At 68.6% G+C, this 19162-nt stretch carries 20 protein-coding genes and 1 pseudogene; 10 read left to right on the forward strand and 11 right to left on the reverse strand.

Annotation, left to right across the window (positions count from 1 at the left end; translation table 11 throughout):
- Nucleotides 1–80: 80 nt before the first annotated feature.
- The 3 genes and pseudogenes from ABZ454_RS03065 to ABZ454_RS03075 form a co-directional block, all read right to left on the reverse strand.
- Nucleotides 81–458, reverse strand: coding sequence for a DUF3592 domain-containing protein (locus ABZ454_RS03065; RefSeq protein WP_359536166.1), 378 nt, complete (start codon nt 456–458; stop codon nt 81–83).
- A gap of 76 nt (nt 459–534) precedes the next feature.
- A pseudogene (locus ABZ454_RS03070) lies at nt 535–648 on the reverse strand (IS5/IS1182 family transposase); the annotation flags it as partial.
- An 84-nt stretch (nt 649–732) separates the two neighbouring features.
- Nucleotides 733–1155 carry a helix-turn-helix domain-containing protein gene (locus ABZ454_RS03075; protein ID WP_356314619.1) on the reverse strand — a complete coding sequence of 141 codons (423 nt, stop codon included), beginning with the start codon at nt 1153–1155 and terminating at the stop codon, nt 733–735.
- An 87-nt stretch (nt 1156–1242) separates the two neighbouring features.
- Here ABZ454_RS03075 and ABZ454_RS03080 point away from each other — a divergent pair, with 87 nt between their 5' ends.
- Nucleotides 1243–2097, forward strand: a complete 855-nt coding sequence (locus ABZ454_RS03080; protein ID WP_359536167.1) for an NmrA family NAD(P)-binding protein — start codon at nt 1243–1245, stop codon at nt 2095–2097.
- Between the two features lie 342 nt (nt 2098–2439).
- Here ABZ454_RS03080 and ABZ454_RS03085 read toward each other — a convergent pair whose 3' ends face one another.
- The 4 genes from ABZ454_RS03085 to ABZ454_RS03100 are packed head-to-tail and all read right to left on the reverse strand — an operon-like array spanning nt 2440 to nt 6430.
- Nucleotides 2440–2853, reverse strand: a complete 414-nt coding sequence (locus tag ABZ454_RS03085; RefSeq protein WP_356314623.1) for a VOC family protein — start codon at nt 2851–2853, stop codon at nt 2440–2442.
- Nucleotides 2850–4127, reverse strand: a complete 1278-nt coding sequence (locus ABZ454_RS03090) for an erythromycin esterase family protein (RefSeq protein ID WP_359535825.1) — start codon at nt 4125–4127, stop codon at nt 2850–2852. Before ABZ454_RS03090 ends, ABZ454_RS03085 begins: the two co-directional genes overlap by 4 nt.
- A gap of 54 nt (nt 4128–4181) precedes the next feature.
- Complete coding sequence (locus ABZ454_RS03095; RefSeq protein ID WP_359535826.1) at nt 4182–4832, reverse strand: CatB-related O-acetyltransferase; 651 nt, start codon at nt 4830–4832, stop codon at nt 4182–4184.
- Between the two features lie 11 nt (nt 4833–4843).
- A complete protein-coding gene (locus ABZ454_RS03100) occupies nt 4844–6430 on the reverse strand; it encodes an FAD-dependent monooxygenase (protein WP_359535827.1) in 1587 nt (528 codons plus the stop codon).
- Nucleotides 6431–6539: 109 nt separating this feature from the next.
- On the opposite strand from ABZ454_RS03100, the gene ABZ454_RS03105 reads away from it, so the two are divergent.
- Together ABZ454_RS03105 and ABZ454_RS03110 are read left to right on the forward strand one after the other, a co-directional pair.
- A complete protein-coding gene (locus ABZ454_RS03105) occupies nt 6540–7118 on the forward strand; it encodes a TetR/AcrR family transcriptional regulator (RefSeq protein WP_359535828.1) in 579 nt (192 codons plus the stop codon).
- Between the two features lie 298 nt (nt 7119–7416).
- On the forward strand, nt 7417–7746 hold the full coding sequence (locus ABZ454_RS03110; protein WP_356314641.1) for a hypothetical protein: 330 nt from the start codon (nt 7417–7419) through the stop codon (nt 7744–7746).
- A gap of 402 nt (nt 7747–8148) precedes the next feature.
- Here the strand turns inward: ABZ454_RS03110 and ABZ454_RS03115 are convergent, their stop codons facing one another.
- The 3 genes from ABZ454_RS03115 to ABZ454_RS03125 all read right to left on the reverse strand — a co-directional run bounded on the left by ABZ454_RS03115 (nt 8149) and on the right by ABZ454_RS03125 (nt 11446).
- Nucleotides 8149–9072, reverse strand: a complete 924-nt coding sequence (locus ABZ454_RS03115) for an RNA polymerase sigma-70 factor (RefSeq protein WP_359535829.1) — start codon at nt 9070–9072, stop codon at nt 8149–8151.
- Between the two features lie 161 nt (nt 9073–9233).
- Nucleotides 9234–10001 (reverse strand): SDR family oxidoreductase, encoded by a 768-nt coding sequence (locus tag ABZ454_RS03120; RefSeq protein ID WP_359535830.1) that lies wholly within the window; start codon nt 9999–10001, stop codon nt 9234–9236.
- 533 nt (nt 10002–10534) lie between these two features.
- On the reverse strand, nt 10535–11446 hold the full coding sequence (locus ABZ454_RS03125) for an SDR family oxidoreductase (protein WP_359535831.1): 912 nt from the start codon (nt 11444–11446) through the stop codon (nt 10535–10537).
- A 119-nt stretch (nt 11447–11565) separates the two neighbouring features.
- On the opposite strand from ABZ454_RS03125, the gene ABZ454_RS03130 reads away from it, so the two are divergent.
- From ABZ454_RS03130 to ABZ454_RS03145, 4 genes are all read left to right on the forward strand, one after another.
- On the forward strand, nt 11566–12159 hold the full coding sequence (locus tag ABZ454_RS03130; protein ID WP_359535832.1) for a helix-turn-helix domain-containing protein: 594 nt from the start codon (nt 11566–11568) through the stop codon (nt 12157–12159).
- A 322-nt stretch (nt 12160–12481) separates the two neighbouring features.
- A complete protein-coding gene (locus tag ABZ454_RS03135) occupies nt 12482–12736 on the forward strand; it encodes a hypothetical protein (RefSeq protein ID WP_359535833.1) in 255 nt (84 codons plus the stop codon).
- Nucleotides 12737–13212: 476 nt separating this feature from the next.
- On the forward strand, nt 13213–14250 hold the full coding sequence (locus ABZ454_RS03140) for a PASTA domain-containing protein (protein WP_359535834.1): 1038 nt from the start codon (nt 13213–13215) through the stop codon (nt 14248–14250).
- Nucleotides 14251–14492: 242 nt separating this feature from the next.
- On the forward strand, nt 14493–15068 hold the full coding sequence (locus ABZ454_RS03145; RefSeq protein WP_359535835.1) for an N-acetyltransferase: 576 nt from the start codon (nt 14493–14495) through the stop codon (nt 15066–15068).
- A gap of 353 nt (nt 15069–15421) precedes the next feature.
- Here ABZ454_RS03145 and ABZ454_RS03150 read toward each other — a convergent pair whose 3' ends face one another.
- Nucleotides 15422–15892 carry a hypothetical protein gene (locus tag ABZ454_RS03150; protein ID WP_359535836.1) on the reverse strand — a complete coding sequence of 157 codons (471 nt, stop codon included), beginning with the start codon at nt 15890–15892 and terminating at the stop codon, nt 15422–15424.
- Between the two features lie 100 nt (nt 15893–15992).
- Here ABZ454_RS03150 and ABZ454_RS03155 point away from each other — a divergent pair, with 100 nt between their 5' ends.
- From ABZ454_RS03155 to ABZ454_RS03165, 3 genes are all read left to right on the forward strand, one after another.
- Nucleotides 15993–16397 (forward strand): MerR family transcriptional regulator, encoded by a 405-nt coding sequence (locus ABZ454_RS03155; RefSeq protein ID WP_359535837.1) that lies wholly within the window; start codon nt 15993–15995, stop codon nt 16395–16397.
- Nucleotides 16398–16633: 236 nt separating this feature from the next.
- On the forward strand, nt 16634–18190 hold the full coding sequence (locus tag ABZ454_RS03160; protein WP_359535838.1) for a cutinase family protein: 1557 nt from the start codon (nt 16634–16636) through the stop codon (nt 18188–18190).
- Nucleotides 18191–18794: 604 nt separating this feature from the next.
- Nucleotides 18795–19007, forward strand: coding sequence for a hypothetical protein (locus ABZ454_RS03165; RefSeq protein ID WP_356314679.1), 213 nt, complete (start codon nt 18795–18797; stop codon nt 19005–19007).
- Nucleotides 19008–19162 lie beyond the last annotated feature (155 nt).

Genomic DNA, 19162 nt, shown 5'->3' on the forward strand with positions numbered 1-19162 from the left:
GAGAGCTTGCTGTATCGGATGTGCGCTGGGCGCTCGTTCTGCGGGCGAGTTTGGGCATCTTCCGATGCGTGGTGCACGTCCTACAGGACGTGCACCATCAGCACGATGGCGAGGGCAACTCCGAGCAGGCCCGCCATGTCGTAGTGCTTCCAGAATGGTGTGCGGGAAACGAGCGCCGTCTCCGCGCGCTCAGGAGCCACCGGGTCGTAGAGGACGGCAACGCTGTCCCCCTCTCGGGTGCCGGCGGGGACGTGGGCTTCATCTGCGCTGTGTGTCCGCTTGACACCGTCTGGCGTCGTGTAGCTCAGAAGGAACTGCGGGCCGCCCTTCCCTCGCCAGTCACGATCGAAGCACCGAGCGGTGACCTCGACACCCCGGAAACGAAGCGTCAGCCGGCGCCGCATCTGCCACACCACTGTCAGCAAAAGCAAAGCTGCGACGCCGTCGTAAGCGATCATGTCCTGCACCCTCAGAACTCCTCGGCTTCGCAGCGGCACTGATGAGCATTCAACCAGCCGTCGGCGCCCTCGAGGACTACGTTGCCGACTCGCGGAGCCAGAGGATGAGTGAGGCGAGGTGGAGTCGGCCCGGGTAACGAGCGGCGAGCTTGTCGAAGCGGGTCACGATCGCCCTCCTCCGCCGACCCCTGGCGCCCGGAGCTCCCTCGGGTCGTCCCCGGGCTTGCAGCACATCACCCACGACACGGCTCTACGTGCGCCAACGCCGTTCCCGTTACCGGATGTCGTGGTCGGGGTGGGCCCCGTCGTACTGGTGCCGAGCCTCGGCGATGACGGCGCGATGGGCGAGGGACCAGTCGGCGAGTGCTTTGACCAGGTGGGTCAGGCTGTCCCCCGTCGCGGTCAGGCGGTAGTCGACCTGGGCCGGGACGGTTGGGTACACGGTGCGCAGGACGAGTCCGTCGCGTTCCAGCCTGCGCACGGTGAGGGTGAGCATGCGCTGGGAGATGCCGTGGATGGCGCGTTGCAGTTCCCGGAAGCGACGTGGCCCGCCGGCGAGTTCGACGATCACGAGTACCGACCACTTGTCCCCGATGCGGTCCAGGACGTCGCGGATCCCACAGTCCGGGTGTTCTTCGTGCCCGCAGGGGTCGAGGTCGGCGGGTGCGGTGGTTACCTCGGTGTGCGTGGGTGACATCGAACTGCCTCCTTGTGGCCTGTCCTTGAGCGGATCAGGATCAAGCGTAGTTACTGAAGAGAACCACGACGGAAGACTGTGACTGACATGATCCTGGTGACCGGAGCGAACGGGCAGCTCGGCTCAGCCGTGCTCGCGGCGCTGCACACCCTCGGTGCGCCCGCGACGGGCGGCAGCCGTACCCCGGGCGGGGGGATGCGGAGGCTCGATTTCGACGACCCCACCGGCATCGATCTCGCCGGTGTGTCGACCCTGGTACTGATCTCTGCCGGCTATGCCGAGGACGACCAGGTCATCAGGCGGCACGCGGCCGTCCTTGACGCCGCCGTGCGAGACGGCGTCCGGCATGTGGTCTACGCGAGCCTGACCGGCGCCGGTGACCATCTCGCTTTCGCCCTGGCGCACCGTGCGACCGAACGGCTCCTGCGGGCCTGCGGTCTGCCCTGGACGATCCTGCGCAACGGCCTGTATGCCGAACTCTTCGGCGGTCTGGTGATGTGGGCCGACCATGGGATGGAGTCCGCATTCGGCGACGGCGCTCTGGCCGCGGTCGCTCGTGTGGACCTCGCCGAGGCTGCGGCGATCATCGCAGCCGGTCCGGCACGCCACGGCGGGCGCACCTACGACCTGACCGGCACGCCGATCACCGCAGCTCAGGTCGCCGACCGGCTCGTCGTCCCGCACCGGACCATCGGCCTGGCCGAGTACCGACGCAGGCTCCACGACGAGATGCCTGAATTGCTGCCCTTCCAGCCGCCCATGCTCGTCTCGATCGCGACCGGCATCCGGCACGGCTTCCTGAGTGGCACCGGTTCCGACCTCTCCGACATCCTCGACCGCCCGGTCAGCGACCCACTGATGACGGCTGTCGCCGCCGCGTCCGCCACGAGACCGGGGCGCGGTCAGGAAGCGGCGCGCAGCACGCGGCGGACGACGACATGAGTCCTTCCCTGCCTGTCGAGCACCCTCGTGGTGTCAGAGGTGGTCTGTAGGGAAGCTACCGTCCGGCGCGAGGACCTCCGCACGGAGCATGGAGGCAACCCGACTGCGGGGAGCGTCGAAGCCGCAGCTACGACGCTCCCCGCCGCTACCGCGGGCGCGAGGGCAGCTCGAAGTGCCATGTGAACACGCGGAATCCTGGACGGACCCGGACCCGGGCTCGGACTCGGACTCCGGACTCCGGACTCCGGGCTCGGACTCGGACTCGGACTCGGGCTCGGACTCGGGCTCGGGCTCGGACTACGCACTCGGACTCCGCACTCCGGACGGTCCGTCCTGCACCGGCTATGCGGTGGGCGGGACGTGGGTGTCCGGTGCCAGGGTGCGCAGGACATCGAACTCGTTGCCTTCGGGGTCGGCCATGACCACCCAGCTCCGGGCGGGGTCGTGGCCCATGTCCACCCTGGTGGCACCGAGGCTGAGCAGCCGTGCGACTTCTTCGTCGGTGCTGTTGTCGACGGGGCTGATGTCGAGGTGGAGCCGGTTCTTCACGGTCTTGGCCTCAGGCACCTGTATGAAGACCAGGGTGGGCGGCATCTGGCTTGCCCGCACCGCCTCGACGGTCGGCTCCCAGGAGCCGATCTCGGCCTGGCCCTCACTCCGGTCGAGCACCGTGAAGCCCAGGACTTCGCACCAGAAGGCCGCGAGCCGCTCCGGATCGTGGCAGTCGACGACCAATTCGGTGAACCTGCTGGTCATGGCTTCTCCAGGGCGGTAACGGTGGAGGCGGGCGTGCTGAGGATGCCATCGAACGCGTCGATGACCGGGGTGCGCTGGAAGACGCTCTGCATACGGATGTGCTCGGGGCCGCTCAGTTTCTCTGCCCGGGCCTGACGGAGATCGGCCACGGCGAGTCCGATGCGGGTGTCGGCGAAGGCCGCTTCGATGCTTTCGGGCACGGGCGGATTCAGCGGGGTGTCATGGATGCCGAATCCGAAGGCAGCCTCTTCGTCGCGGCGCATCTCGGCAGTGTGCCCCATGACGCTCGTCAGGCCGAGGGCGAAGTAGGAGTCACCGAGGGCGCTGTGCAGGTGCTGCCCCATGGGGAGCCCCGTGAGGTGGCCGTCGAAGAAGATCGGTGTCTTCTGGATGTGGGCGTTGTGGGCCACCAGTACGACGCGGGCCGTGGGGTCCGCTCGGTTCAGGTGCCACAGCAGCGATTCGGCCATGTAGAGGTCACGGGCCGAGGTGTCGGCGGTGAGGCCCTCTCCGGCGAAGAGGGCAGCCATGGCGCGGAAGGTGTAGTCGCCGTGACAGGCGGCTTCCAGGCAGCGCAGGGCGCTGTCGTAGCCCCGCTGGTCTCCACGGGAGAGGTACAGCGGTTTGAGGGCCCGGAATCGGATGTGCAGCCGTGTCAGGAGTGCGCTGAGGGTGTCCTGCTCGGTGGTGGCCAAGCGCGCCCACGCCGGTGCGGCCACGGCCGCGGAGTCGCCGGCGAAGGATGCGGCGATCGCGACCGCGCTCCGGACCGCCGGCAGGGCTTCCGGGTCGATCCGGCGGAGGTAGTCGGCGACGGGGGTCAGGGCGGGAAGCAGCGACCCGCCGGCCGCCGGGATGTCGATGCCTGCGAAGCGAACGGGTGTTGCGGCGGTGCGGTTGTGCCGGCGGATGAAGCGCAAGGGTTCGGCGAGTCCGATGGGCACCGACGAGGCCAGGAGCGCGGAGAGGTCGCCGTCGGCTCCCTGACCCTGGGCCCAGGCGTCGAGGGGGATGCCCTCGCTGAAGCCGTACTCGAAGGCCAGGACGGTGAAACCGCAGCGTTCGACGAGGAATCTCAGGATGCGCCGGCGCATCGCGGCGAACTCGTCGATGAAGTGAGAGTGCTCCCCCAGAGCGACCACTCGGGCGCCGTCGAAGAGTTCGCGCAGCGGTTCCAGGTCATCCAGGGGCGCTGCGGGGTCGAGGTGGCTGAGCCGGGTGGCATGGCTCTGGAGCCAGCCGGTGAAGGGCGTGGGGTCGGTGACAGCGGGCATGCTGGTGGCTCCTCCGCGAAAGGCCGTGACGAGGACGCGGGCGTGCGGGGTGGATCACGGGCGCCCGAGGGTGGGCGCCGCGTCTTCCAACTGGTCGACACTGCCGGACATGAGAGTCCTTACGTGCTTGGTGATGTGCTCCACCGGCCAGTCCCACCAGGCCAGCGCGAGCAGCCGGGCGATGTCCCGGTCGTCGTATCGGGTGCGGACGACACGGGCCGGGTTGCCGCCGACGATGCCGTAGTCGGGAACGTCGCGGGTGACCACCGAGCCGCTGCCGATGATGGCGCCGTGTCCGATACGCACGCCGGGCATGACGGTGGTCCCCTGGCCGAACCAGACGTCGTTGCCGACGACGGTGTCTCCGCGATTGGGCAGGCCGGCGAGCAGATCGAAGTGGTCGGCCCAGGAGCCGCCCATCGTGGGAAAGGGGAAGGTCGAAGGCCCGTCCATGCGGTGGTTGGCGCCGTTCATGATGAACCGCACCCCGGTGCCCAATGCGCAGAACCTGCCGATGACCAGCCTCTCCGGGCCGTAGTGGTAGAGCACGTTGCGGGTCTCGAACGCGGTCGCGTCGTCCGGGTCGTCGTAGTAGGTGTACTCCCCGACCTCGATCAGCGGGGATGTGACCAACGGCTTGAGCAGCACCACCCGCGGCTGGTCGGGCATGGGGTGGAGGGTTGTGGGGTCGGCGGGTACGGGCATGGCGAGCGTCCTCATCGTGCAGGAGTGGTCGGAACGGGGTCCGGCGTCGGCCGGTGGGTCGGGGCCCCCTCGTTCTGCGGAGGTCCGAACCAAGCGAAAAGTGATTGCCGCAGTGCGGGTGCGAGGCTGCCGGAGGATGCGCCCACGGGGGCGGCCCAGGCGATGTGGCCGTCCGGGCGGACCAGGATGGCGTCGGCCGGCCGGAGCTCGGTGCCGCCGACGTGGACGTCGACGCGGTGGGCCCAGCCGTCGGCGATCTCGCGGAGGTCGGGACGGTCCGCGAGGTCGAGGAACACGGGGCGCGCGGGATGCATGAGTTCCGCGACGCTGGTCGTGCCCTGGCCGGTGTGCAGCGTGAGGTCGGGCGCGAAGGTGCCGGTCAGGGCATGCTGGTCGCCGTCGGGCGACGGGTGGCGGATATCGCTTCCGGCGACCATGGCTCCGATGCGGCGCAGGGGTGCTTCGTCGCCGAGCAGTTCCTGGAAGACCTCGCGGAGCGCTTGTGCTGCGGGGTCGTGTCCGCGTCGTAACGCCGCCTGGGCGCGGGTGTGCAGCAGCGTCCGCGTTCCGGCGGCGTGCCGCTCGCTGTGGTAGGTGTCCAGCAGGCCGGGCGGCGCCCAGCCGTGGACCTGGGCGGCCAGCTTCCATGCGAGGTTGACCGCGTCGAGCATGCCGGCGTTGAGGGCGACCCCGGTGGCGGGGAACTGGTGGGCTGCATCACCGGCAAGCAGGATGCGCCCCTCTCGGTATCGCTCGGCCTGCCGGGCCTGGAACTGGTATCGCGACAGGCGCAGCGGCTCTCCCAGGGGCAGGTCCGCACCGAGAACACGACGGATGCTGTCCTGGAGCTCGGCCAGGGTCATCGGCGCATCGTCTTCGTAGGTGGTGTTCTCGTCCTCGGTGGTGGAGATGAGCAGTACCTCGGACGTGAGCCAGCCGAACCCGAACACCCCGTGCTCGGTCCGCGTGAACCCCGCACGGATCCTGTTCAGCCCGGGCACGTCGAGGTCGCCGTTGTCGCACCGTCTCGCCCCCTCGGACAGCTTGACGTGACTGAGCCGGTTGACCTCGGGACAGGTGGTTCCAGGAAACGGGATGCCTGCCACCTCACGCGCATGGCTGCGCGCGCCGTCGCAGCCGACCAGGTAGGGAGCGGTCACCCTGTACGGCCCGTCCGCGCAACGGACTTCCGCGGTCACGCTGTCCTGGTCCTGGCTGACGCGGACAACCTCGTGTCCGCGGCGGATCCGGGCCCCGAGCCGTCCGGCGCGTTCCTCCAGCAGATACTCCAGACGCGGCTGCGGTATCTGCACCGAGCGCAACGGTGGATCTGCCACGTTCCTGAAGTCCAGGTGTACGTCACCGAACGGGAACCGAGGAGCGGGGTGAGGGTCCGTGGCGGCCGCGTGAAGATCTGCCAGCATGCCCCGGTAGCGGAGCAGTTCCAGGATCTGCCCGCCCACCCCGTTCGCTCGTGGCGTCTCGCGCAGCTGCTGTTGCCGCTCCAGGAGCAGGGGGCGCACGCCGGCGGTTCGCAGTTCTCCGGCCAGCATCAGACCGGTCGGCCCCGCACCCACGATGATCACGTCAGCGTCCACTCGCCCCTCCCCACTAAGGCACGGCACGTGCCGTGTCGATGGGCAGAAGCGTGCCTGGATCATGGAGTCCTGTCAAGAACGGCACGTGCCGTGCCGGTAGGGTGGGACCATGACCAACGCCCGTCGTAGCGGCCCCGACCTGACAGAATCGATCAAGCGAACAACGCTGGAACTGGGCCAGGAGCTCGGCTACGCCAAGCTCAGCATCGAAGCGATCGCCGCCCGGGCCGGTGTCGGCAAGCACACCATCTACCGCCGATGGCCCTCGAAGGGCGCCCTGCTGCTCGACTCGCTGCTTTCGCTCAATGAGCCAGGTCTGGACTACCCCGACACCGGCGATGTTCTCGCAGACCTGCGCCAGCAGATCCACGAGGCCGTCGACCTCCTGACCGCGGCACCGCTCCGGCCCCTCTTCCAGGCCCTGGTCGGCGAAGCCCAGCACGACCCCGGCGTCGCCGCCGCGCTCAACGAGCGCTTCATCGCTCCCCAAGCGGACAAGACCGTGGCACGCCTGAGAACAGCCCGAGACCAGGGACAGCTCTCGCCTGACTTCGACCTGGACCTGGCCATGGCGATCCTCTCCGGACCGCTGTACTTCCGTCTGCTGATCACGCAGGAACCACTGACCCACGAGTACGTCGATCGAACTCTCGACGCTCTCTTCACCGGGATGGGGCCCCGAGCGTGAGATGAGATCAGCTTGCCGGCGCTGGGGCAGCACTCGGCGGGCTTTCTGACGGCAGCCGAACCGGGCCGGTCCCGGCACGGGCGTCGAAGGCGCGGGCGGGGGTGAGCACCCGCGTACGGTCGAGGAGAAACGGCACTGCGTCCGGACCGGTCGCATGATCAGACAGCAAAGGCCACCTGATCAGGGGAAATGCCGCGCCGGATGCCCGTGCGGGAGCCACCGGGACGCTATTACTGGTCGGGTCCGCCGCACGCCATGACGGAGGTGTGGCCGACCCGACCCCGGAAGGAACTCAGTCATGCGGAAGTCCGCCACCCTGCTCGCCGCCGTTGCCCTCGCCTTCGCCACCGCGTCGCCCGCCAGCGCCGAGGTGAACAGTACGTGCGGCCAGTACATCTGTGTCATGACGGCCCACCACAACCGCTTCGTACAGGACATCACCGTCCAGACCCGCGATGGCAACGCGGGTGTGCTGCGGGCCTACTGGGGTGAGTTCCGGTCGGGCCGGGTCACCGCCGCCTCCCACCGCTGGGCCGTCGGGTACGAGCAGGCGGGCGCCAAGCTCGTCTGCGGCGCCCTGGAGCGCGACGGCCGCACCATCGAGGACGGTATTTGCGTGACCATCTGACGCCGCTACGTCCCAGAGGCCCGCGCGACGGGAGCGGTCCGCCCCACTTCCCCGCGCGAGCCCCCGGACGTGCCCTGCGGCAGCGGACTGCCGGCTGCTACAGGATGGCTCATGAGCAGTTCGTTCCAGGCACCTGCGGAGAGCGGCCCGGTGCCGCCCTCCCGCCGGCCGGTACGGACCTCTCGACGAGGGCCTCAGTGTGGGTGACAGATACGTGTCCCCGGGCCGGAGCTCCGCCGGTCGCCTGCGCTGCCCGGCGGCCCCGGCCGACTTGGTGTCGACCATCGCCGCCGACCCCGCACGAGGCGGATGACGTTGGCCTCGTGCGGTTCCGCCTCGCCGCTCCCTCGGCGCGGGCCCGGATCCCGGCATCCCGGCCCCGGAACACGGTCGGCAGTTCGGTCAATCTGTGGCCCGGTGTGCCAGGTTCGCCTCACGGAAGGCCTCCCAGGCGTCCGCCACAGGGCCGACGTGCCCGAGCTTGTCAGGGTTGTTGACCGTGCGGATCGTCTGGATCTGCCCGTCGAGCACGTCAAGCGCCCAGGTGCTGAGGACCTGGCCGTTCCGGTCGCGGAAGACGGCGCCCGGCTGGCCGTTCACCGGGTGCGGCTCCACCATGCCACCGCTCCTGATCACCAGCGGGGCAAACGTCGCCAGCGCCCCCAGCACGTTTTCGGCACCGAAGACGACGGGCTTGAATTGCGGGGCCTTGCCGCCGCTGTCGCCGACCATGTGAACGTCGGCGGCCAGCAGCTCGGCCAGCCCGTCGACGTCTCCATCCCGGAAGGCGTCGAAGAAGCGTTCGGCGAGTTCTTCACGTTTCTTCCGGTCGGCCTCGAACCGGACCCGGCCCGCATCCATGTGTCGGCGTGCCCGCGTCGCGAGCTGGTGACATGCCGCCTCCGACCGTCCCACGGCCGACGCGATCTCCGGGAAGCCGAAGGCGAACACCTCCCTCAGGACGAAGACCGCGCGCTCGAGCGGGGTGAGCCGCTCCAGCAGGAGCAGGGCCGCCATCGACAGCGAGTCTGCCAGCTCCGCCGACCGCTCCGGATCCTCGTACGGATCGGTCAACAGCGGTTCGGGCAGCCACGGTCCGGCGTACTCCTCCCGCCGGACGCGAGCCGAGCGCAGCACGTCGATCGAGATCCGGGTGACCACGGTCGACAGGAACGCCTTGGCCGACCCCGGCCGGGTGGAGGTGGCCTGGTCGCGCAGCCATGTCTCCTGGACCGCGTCCTCTGCCTCGCTCACACTGCCCAGCAACCGGTAGGCGATCGAGAACAGCAGCGGCCGCAGTTCCTGGAACTCTTCGGCCTTCGTCACTCCGGATCCTCCTTGAAGTCACGCCGCCACGAGCGACGGCAGAGCTCCCAGTCGGAGAAACCGTGTCTCTTGGCGAACAATTACCCCTGTCGGGTGGCCGGCTGACACCAGGGTCGAGCTATGTCGCCGGTTCAATACAGCGCAGCTGTCCAGGACCACCATCACCAGGGCACCGGGCCCTCCTCGCTGAAGAACCCGGCGGTCGCTCCGTCCGCGCCGAGCGTAGCCAGGCGCACCACGACTTCGGCGGCCTGCGCGACCGTGAGGAACCCCGTGTGGTTGTTGCTGTCCGTGTCGACGAATCCGGGGGCGACCGCGTTGACCAGGATGCCGTGCTTCCGCAGCTCGTTGGCGTACTGCACGGTCAGGGCGCTCAGTGCGGTCTTGGACGGCGCGTACGCGGCCGACGGCAGCAGCGCTGTGAAGGGGCCGTCCGGATCGCTGGTGAGAGTCAGCGACGCGGCATGACTGCTCACGTTGACGATGCGTGGCGCCGGCGACCGCCGCAGAAGGGGCAGCATCGCGTTGGTCACCGCGATCACCCCGAAGACGTTGGTCTCGAACACCGCCCGGACCATGTCCAGGTCGACGGAGCTCGGGACTTGGTCGTGGGCGTCTTCGGGCGACACCTGTCCGGAGCCGGTGATGCCGGCGTTGTTGATCAGGACGTCGAGCCGGCCGAAGCGCTCCTCGACCTGCTTCGCGGCCTCTTGCACGGTGGCCTGGTCGGTGACGTCCAAAGTGATCGCGTGCGCGTCGCCGCCGACCGTGCGCACCGCCGCGGCGGCCTCCTCTCCACGCAGTGGGTCTCTGGCCCCGACCACGACCGTCATGCCCAGCGCGGCAAGTTGCCCGGCAACGCCACGACCGATCCCCTTGTTCGCCCCGGTGACCAACGCGACTCGCTGGTATGTGCTCTGCTCGCTCATGGCCTGCTCCTTGTTGTCGCGGCGGGTTCTTCGCGGAACCTGTCTTCACGACCTGAGACGAGACAGCCCGGCCGTCTCTGACACGCGGACAGAAGAAGTCTTCATCGGGGAGGCGGATCGGCCGAGGTCGTCAGGCAGGACGGTCTACGCGCTGTCGAGGTTTCACCCAGCGGTGCCACCGGTGCGACCAGTCCCAGAACCGCCGGGGTGAGCCACCACCGCCCGCCGCCGGCGATGCCCGTAGCGTCGAGGCAGCGGCGGCAGGCGGGCGCTGGATGGCGGCATGCAAGGCTGAGCGCGGACGGCCGAGAGCGCCCGGGCTTGTCGATGACGTCGGCGTCACCGTCGGCGTTGGCGTTGGCGTTGGCGTTGGCGTTGGCGTTGGCGTTGGCGGTACCGTCGCGGCGCCGGCGTCGAGGACCACCCCGGGCTCCTTCGCTCACCGCGCCGAGCCGCCGCCGCACCAGCGCGTCTTGGCCTCCGGCCGCCACCACCCGTCAGCCGAGCCGGGGATCCGGATAGGTGTGAGGATGTCAGGACGCCGACGTGGCCAGGTAATCCCCGTGCTCCAAGTCGTCAAGCAGTGTCGGGTGGATGGGTGACCAGCCGAGCAGCTCCTGAGTGTGAGCGCTGGAGACGGGCCCGTCGAAGCCGTAGGCGGTGGCCATGAACGGACTCACGAAGTGCGTGGCAGCCTCGGCGGGAGTCAGCGAGACCGTGGGCAGATCCAGGCCCCGGGCGATCGTCTCCGCGATGCTCTTCAGGGTGACGCCGCTTTCGGCCACTCCGTGCAGCACGCTGCCCGCAGGCGCCTTCTCCCATGCGAGGCGGAACAGGACTGCCGCGTCGAGTCGATGTACGGCAGGCCACCGGTTGGCGCCGTCGCCGACGTAGGCCGACACGCCGGTCTTTCGTGCGGTGGCGATGAGCATGGGGATGAAACCGTGGTCCTCGGGACCGTGGACGGTGGGAGCGAGGCGGATCACGCCGGCGCGCACTCCTCGGTCGGCGAAGCCCAGGCACGCACGCTCGCCGACGATGCGGAAGGCAGCGAGCCCGGCCGCGTCGGGCTCGTCCTGCTCGGTGGTCTCCCGGCCCGCGGGCATGACCAGGGTGCCCGAGGTGACGACGAGGGGCTTGCCCGAGTGCTCCAACGGCCGGCCCAGCGTCTCGATCGCGGTCCGGTCGCGCCGCATCATGTCGTCAAGGTCGGAGAAGTCGCCGCCGTACGCCATGTGCAGGACGCCGTCGGCGGCTGCGGCGCCGCTGTGCAGGCTGTCGAGATCGTCCAGGGAGCCGCGGTGCGGGGTGGCCCCCAGGGACTCCAGCCGGGCAGCGGCGGCATCCGAGCGCGCCAGACCGGTGACCGAATGGCCGGCGGCGACGAGCTCAGCGACTACTGCCGGGCCGGTCTGGCCGGTACCACCGGTAACGAAGACATGCATGACACTCTCCCCTTTCTTAACGCCAGTAACTGGCGCTACGTCGTGGCCTTGACTGTAGGTAGCGTCAGTAACTGACGTCAAGTAGCGCCAGTCAGTGACATATCCGGTAACATCGAGGGATGCCACGGAGCGGAGCAGAAGCGCGACGCCGCCTTCAGCAGGCGGCCCTGGAGCTGTACCAGGAACGCGGGTACGACCAGACCACCACGGCCGAGATCGCCGCCCGGGCCGGCGTCAACGAGCGCACGTTCTTTCGTCACTTCCCGGACAAGCGCGAGGTGCTCTTCGACGGCGAAGCCCGCCTCCGGGCCGCGCTGACGCAGGAGGTCGCCGACGCCGCTGACGGCCTGCGGCCGCTCGACCTGCTGCTCTGCGCCTTCCGGAAAGCCGGACGGATCCTTGAGGACAACCGCCCGTTCTCCGAACCTCGGCTCAAGGTCATCGCGGTGACACCAGCACTCCGCGAACGCGACTTGGCCAAGGCCGCGTCGCTCACCGAAGCCGTAGCGGAGGCGCTGCGGCAGCGCGGAGTCCCCGACCGGCTGGCCGGCCTGGCAGCCCACACCGGCTGGGCCGCTTTCCATCAAGCAGCCCAAGCCTGGATCGACGACCCCTCAAAGAGCTTGGACGCACATCTCATCCGAGCCTTCGACGATCTACGCACCCTCTCCGCGACCGCCCCACCGGCACAGACGCAGCCTGAAGGCCGATAAGGCCGCGCACGGCCGCTGATCAGTACGAACGAAGTGGGCACGACCACTGCGCGGCTCGGCCGCGACGTCTACGTCGATCCGGGTGCCAGGTCGCACACCACGCCGACGAAGACGGCCGTCTCTGCACCGATTCCGTACGCGATGAGGGCACCGAGTGCACATGCGGCGACTGCCGCGCCCTGCCGAAGCTCGGCCGACCTCGTCTCCGACGACCGGGAGAGGACGCTGCCGCCTGGGCTACCTGCAGGCGAACAGACCCCGGCAGAAATGCCCGGCACAACCCTGCGCCGCGCCATAAAGTCTTGCCTCGATGCAGAGACAAGTGCAGTTCACCGAGCAGGTTGTGCGGTTCCGTGACTACATGCCGGAAGAAGATCGGGAAACGTTCCTGCGTCTGGTCACCAGGATCGCAGCTGAGCCTGAAGGCGCCGACAGCCACCTCACCTACACGACCGACACAGTGACACGCACGGTGTGGGAAGACCACGTAATGGTCCAGTACGTCGCGACAAGCTTCTACGTGATCTTCATCGAACTGGACATCTACGACGCATCACGCGGCTTCAACGAGGTGTAGTCGGCCACGAGAGGGCCCCGGTCACCCGTCGGGCCATCGCTACCCCAGCCTTCATCGACATCCCCGCACCTCCGACGACACCGGGCCCGGTCGCGCCACTGCCACCGCACACGGAGGGCTCCTCTGCGGAACTGGCCGAACCCACCCACCCCGTACCCGGCACCACTCCGTTGAAATGCTCAGGCTCAAGCCGTGGACCACGACATACACCGCCGATGTCCGGCTGGAGCAGCAAGGCCTGGCCGGCGGATCTTGGTGGGTAGGAGGTGTCCGACGATCCCCGGCCACCGGCCGGCCGCGGAGGCTGTTCCGGGAGCACCCGCCCAGGCAAACCCCTCGGTATCGCCACAGAACCCATCACCAGCCCTGTTCACCACGGCGCATCAGGGGCACCACCGGAACGGCGGCTTCCACCCTCTGCGTACGATGCGGGCGGTCAGCTTTCGCACATACGGATGGAAAGGCTCCGCGCCACCATGTCCGGCCCTCAAAGCCACGAGTCCTCGCCTCCCCCGCCCTCCGCACCCGGCCCCTGGTGGCAGACGGGCACCGCGCGCGTGGGAGCCATCGCCGCCGTCCCCCTGCTGGGCCTGGTGAACGACCGGCTCGGCGGCGTGGCCCTCCTCGTCGCTCTGTTCCTCTTGTGGCGGCGCAGCCCCTGGCCCAGGTCGGCCCGGGTTGTCGCCTCGGTCGCGGCGATGGCCCTCTTCGGGGCAGTGCTCCCCGAGCAGCCTGCCGACACCCCGGCCCGGGCGGCGAACGCCGAGGCCACGAAGCCGCCCACCCGCCCCAGCCGCTTCCCCACCGCCTCGCGGGCGACGCCTGAGGCCACGATGCCCACGGTGCCCGACCTCACGGGCGACTCGCTGGACGTGGCCTTCCCGAAGTCGCGGAGGAAGGGCTTCACGGTCACCTACCACGACGCCTCGGACCAGAAGCGGGAGGTGACGGCCCGTTCGCTGTGGAAGGTCTGCTTCCAGGAGACCGGCGGATCGCCCGCGGAGCCGATCGTGGACTTCGGTGTCGTACGCCGCGAGGAACCGTGCCCCGAGACCGAGGGCAAGACGGTGCCGTGGAAGAAGATGCCCGACGTCCTGGGGCTGACCTGGCGCGCCGCCGTCCCGAAGGTGACGGCCGCGGGCGTATCCGAGGACGAGGTGCACGCCGAGGCCGCGTACCTCAACGACACGCTCCCCCGTGAGGGCGAGTTCGACGATTGGCGCGTGTGCCGGCAGGACCCGGCGAGCGGCGGCCCCCTCACTGACAAGATTTACGTCGTGAGCCTCGCGCTCTCCTCGCCCGACCACGGCTGCCCCGCCCCGGACCGGGGCAGGGACGCCTACCTGCCGGACCGCGACGACGACGGCGACCCGGACTACCTCGACCCGTACCCCCGCGACCGGAACCGCACGAGGCTGTACCCGAACGGAATCCCCGGCGGTGCGGGCGGCTCCGGAGGTTCGGGTGGCTCTGGCGACGGCTGGCACATCTGCCGCCACACACGCTGGTGCTGACGGTGTCTTGACGCGGCGGGGAACAGTCCGGCCTTCACCGGTTCCCGCCCTCTGACGTTCACCCCCCAGGATGGGTTCACCTGATCTTGGTCCTATCCGCGATGCCCGCGGCCTGCTGGACCTTGGTGGTCAGCCCGCCGCGGGCCCGGCCGGTCAGTGACGGCTTTGCTGCAGCCGAGGCTGCGGAGCGGGGTCTCGGTGGGTCGTGGGCTGGCTAAGGGCTGTCCCGTAGGCTGGCGGTCATGAATCCGGCCATGACCAGCGGTGGGCCCTCTGAGCCCGCCATCCTTGACGCCATGGAGCTGACCGCTGATCCAGGGATGGAGGTCCGGTTTGCGGAGTCGGCCCACCAGATCCTGGCGGAGCTGGTGAGTGGGGGCGCTGCGCTGGGCTGGGTCGAACCACCCTCGCGGGATGAGGTGGTGGAACTTCTCGGCCACGTCGTCTCTGCGGTGCAGGACGGGGATGCGGCCCTGCGTGCCGCTTATCTCGACGGTCGGCTCGTGGGGCTGGGGTACTGGCTGCGCTACGCCCGACCGACCCATCGGCCACATGCCGATCTGGAGAAGATCGCGGTAGAGACTGCTGCCCATGGTCGGGGCGTCGGTCGGGCGCTGGCCTCTGCGTTGATCGCTGACGCCCGGGAGGCGGGTATCGAGGTCCTCACCCTGGATGCCCGTGGCGACAACACCAGTGCCCTGCACCTCTACCGGTCGCTGGGCTTCACCGAATACGGCCGTCTTGCCGACTTCGTCGCCGTCGGCGAACACCGCTACGACAAGGTCTTCTACATGCTGGACTTCCGCCGGTACGCCTGACCAGTGCCACGCAACAAGGCCCCGACGGCGGCCGGCCGTGCTCCGCGATCCTCCATGCGAGATGATCAAGACAGGGGTGGTGGGGAGGGACTGTTCTACGGCCGCCTGGTCGACAAGGAGGAGCGGACTCCGTCGTCCCCCTCCCGGCTCGCGCAACCCCCGAACGCGTCGCCCAGAACACCGCCGCGGCCGACCTGCCCTCACCGCCGACGACCTCGCCCGCATTACGGAGTCGCCCCCGACGGCGGCATCGGCGGACGCCTGAACTGACACAAGCGTGCCCTGCCCACCCCTCTTCCGAAACGATGTCACCTGGCTCGTCCCGCCCAACCATGTCGTACAGACCGGGCGCGTCAGTTGGCCACTGGGCGTTCCGCCTGGCCGACCTGGTACTCAAGGCCGACATCGTTGTGTCGGGTGTGCAACCAGGGCACAAGCTGCGCGATGCCCCACACGATCTCGACGGTGAGGAACAGCCAGAGAATCCGCGCGGCACCCTCGGCCAGCGCGTACACCATCCACACGGAGAACAGGGTGCGTGCGACGCCGTCGAACAATCCGTGCACACGCAGCGGCCGAACGATGCGCAGGGCGGCCCAGACGACTACGACCGAACCCATCAGATTTGCGTACAAGGTTTGCCACACGTCGAGTTCCGGCAGGACACCCCACCCGAGTGCGTCGCCCGACGACGACAGTGCACCGTGCACCAGCGCGTACGTCCACGGTGTCGCGAATCCCGCGGTGACGGCGAGGTCGTACCAGGCGCTCGCGCGTACGACACGAAGATAGGCGGGACGTGCGGGGGCGGAAAGACGGATCATGACGAGGTTCCTGTTCGTCTGGGGGTCACCGACGCCTGAGGCTAAACAGTGGAGTACGGTCCAAGGTCAAGTCCGTGATCCGTGAAGGGGGCGCTGAAGTATGCGCATCGGAGAGCTGGCCGCTCAGACGGGGATGACCAGGGACACCCTTCGGTTCTACGAGAAGATCGGCCTCATCGAGGGGCAGCGCCTGGCCAACGGCTATCGCGACTTCGGGCCCGAGACAGTGGCCTGGCTGCACTACGTCCGTACCGCACAGACACTCGGCTTCTCTCTGGCGGAGATCGCGCGGACCGGCGAGAGACTGAGCGGGGCGCCGGATGTCGCTGAGGCGCTGTCCGCACTGTTCGAGGAAAAGATCCAGCTCGTCGATGCACGCATGGCGCAACTCGCCACCCTGCGCGCCGACCTCGCCGAGCGCGTCGGCACCGGCTGTCCCTTGCGAGCAGGCCGGCTGACCGATGGTGGCGGTAGTGAGCGGCGTCAAGGTGTGTCGCCCGGGTAGCGGAAGGGCCCGTGAGATGCACGGTGCTGAGCGCTGTGCTGTTCTGGAAAGGTCTGAGGGTCCAGCTCAGGTGGGCCGACGCACCTACGGAGCGGCGGAACATGACACGAAATGCCTACCTTGCAATCGCCCTAGCCGTGGCTCTGGTAGTGCCCTCCGGACTTTCCGTAAGCCTGCCTCTCAAGTCTGCAGTCGCCGCCACTACGTGCCCGGTTCATTTCCTGGGCCTGCACGGCTTGAACGAAGAGAGCGATCAGCGGTCCGAGCCCATCAACGCGACCTGGACGGCGTTCAAGTCCGCGGTCGACGCGAAAGCGGCCCGCCCCGTTCGAGATCTTGTCTTCTTCCCTGAAGTGACGACACAAGAATTCCTGGACAAGACGTCCAAGAGCCGGAACGGGATCGCGCCGGATGTCAACGCAAGCGTCTCGGCCCTCCAGAACGCTATGGACCGAGCCGTCAGTCAGTGTCCGTCCACGAAGTTCGTGCTTGCCGGCTATTCCTTGGGGGCATGGGTCGTCGACAAGTTCCTACTCACCGACTCGCACCGCCGTCCCCTCGTACTCGCGGCCCAGCTGTATGGCGACCCGCAGTGGAACGCTCCAGGAAAGGGGAAAGGGCTGGCCGTCATCCTCGGCCACAGTCTGCGCACCCCTTACCCCCCGTTCGCCGACCGGGTGCAGAGTCTCTGCAACCACCGTGACCCGGTCTGCGGGACCGGCTACCGGGCCGGAACAGCGGACCTCACCCGCCGGGCGGCGGATCTGCATGACGTGAAGTGCCCCGGCGACTCCGCTCACTGCTACGCCGGCCCGGCCACCACGCAGGGTGGGCAGTTTCTGGCCTCCAGAGCCACCGTCGACTGGAAGAACCGTGCTTACGGTGTGACGTGCGATGACATCGCCGACCAGGCGGTGCCCATCTCGGTACGCAACGGCCGAGGGGTCGCGCGGGGAAGCGGCATCGGGGGTTACGACCAGTGGCAGGTGCGGATTCAGCGGATCACCCGGGGCACAGTGCCGCGCCTCGGTGACGTGACCGCCGTGCTGTTCTCCTGCAGCCCACAACCGAGCAACTTCAGGCTCCAGGAGTTGCGCGTATACCGCACGGCGGACGGTCGGGAAGTCGGCCGCACGCCCACGTTCCAGGTCGACGGACTTGCCCCGGAGTATCAGCCGGGCACCGTGAGCTTCCGCAGTGGACGCCTCCTGGCAGACGTCAAGTTCTACGGGCCTGGCGACAGCCATGCCACTGGCCCGTCGATGCTCCGTCACATCAGCTGGCGCTGGGACGGCAGCCGGTTCGTCCAGCAGTCCGAGATCAGCACCGAAAAGCCCGACCGTACAGCCCTGAGCACACAACACGTCACCGTCAACGGAATTGGTCCCCTGACGATAGGCATGCCCCGCACCGAAGCCGAGCAGGCGATCGGAGCCCGCATCCCTGATGGCCCAGGAGGCCCTGACTGTAAGGATCTGCGCATCGAGGGAGGGCCGGAAGGGCTGCTGCTGCGCTTCAGTACTGACGACCGTCTCGTCGCGGTCTATGTCCTGTCACCTGCGTCGACCATGACCGCATCGGGAATCCGTCGGGGCAGCACACGGGACGCGGTACTGACGACATACGCCGAGGAGATCGAGGAGCCGAACGCGGACGAACTCGTCTTCACCCCGAGCGGAGCACAATTCCAGGGCAAGGTCATCACCTTCGCCATCGACGACAAGGGCGAGGTCGACCGCTTCATCGCGGGAGAGACGAACTTCGCCGACCCTCGGCCCTGCGGTAGCGACTGACGCCGATTCCGGCATCGGCAACATCCACAACGGAACAACGCTTTGTTGTCTCAGTGGGTGCCGGCTTCGCGGCACGCCTCTCAGCCTCAAGCGGTCCCTGCGTCAATCCTGCGGTGGTCGCAGCGGGCATGCGGCCGCAGATGCGCCGGATCCACGGACCGTGCGGTGGGGTGCGCCGCCCCCAGACCCGTACCTGCGGCGCACCGACCGGCAACCGGAGTTGGTACACGCCGGCCCGGCCCGTTCGCGTACGACAGCAGATGAGCGACGCCTGCAGGGGATGCTCGAACTGAGGCAACGGCAACTGGCGGGGGACCACGTCCCACGACAGCGGTCCCGCTCCTCATGTTCTCGCTTCCACAGGGCGCGAGCCGCCTCTTCAAGACCGCACTGAACTGACCCATCACCGAGGCACCGGACGCCGAGACCGGTGACACCATCTCCACTCACACCGACACCGACCCCGACACCGGACCGAGAGACGGAACTTCCCGCCAGGCGGGTTCCGGGCCATGCAGACGGCCGGTTGGATCCTGTCACTGTCCCAAGCATTCACTTATGCTCGGGTTCGGCCTATCCGCCTGTTCCTGTTCCAGGAGGTTTCATGCCACCGTCCAGGATGTACTGCTTCACCTGCGACTCTGACGAACAGCACCGCCCCCTGACCGGGAACGAGAAGGTCTGGCTCAAGAACCGTACCGGTCGCAGAACGGTCGACGAGTTCTTCATGTGCACGGCGCCGAGCTGCCGCAATGTACGCAGCGGTTTCAACAAGCGCCCGTTCGAGCCCGTCATTCGCGTACCCCTACCCGACTGACACGCGAGCGCAGCGCCGGCGCCACCGCCCGTACGGACGACGGAGCGCGAGGCGGGATCGGCAAGCCCTGCGCGTGACAGCTGGGCCGCCGCCCGGAGCCGGTCGCGGTCTGGACGTGATCAGGTCCCCGCGGCGACGGGATGTTCGCTTGCCCA

Source organism: Streptomyces sp. NPDC005803 (assembly GCF_040630435.1).
Taxonomy (GTDB): domain Bacteria; phylum Actinomycetota; class Actinomycetes; order Streptomycetales; family Streptomycetaceae; genus Streptomyces.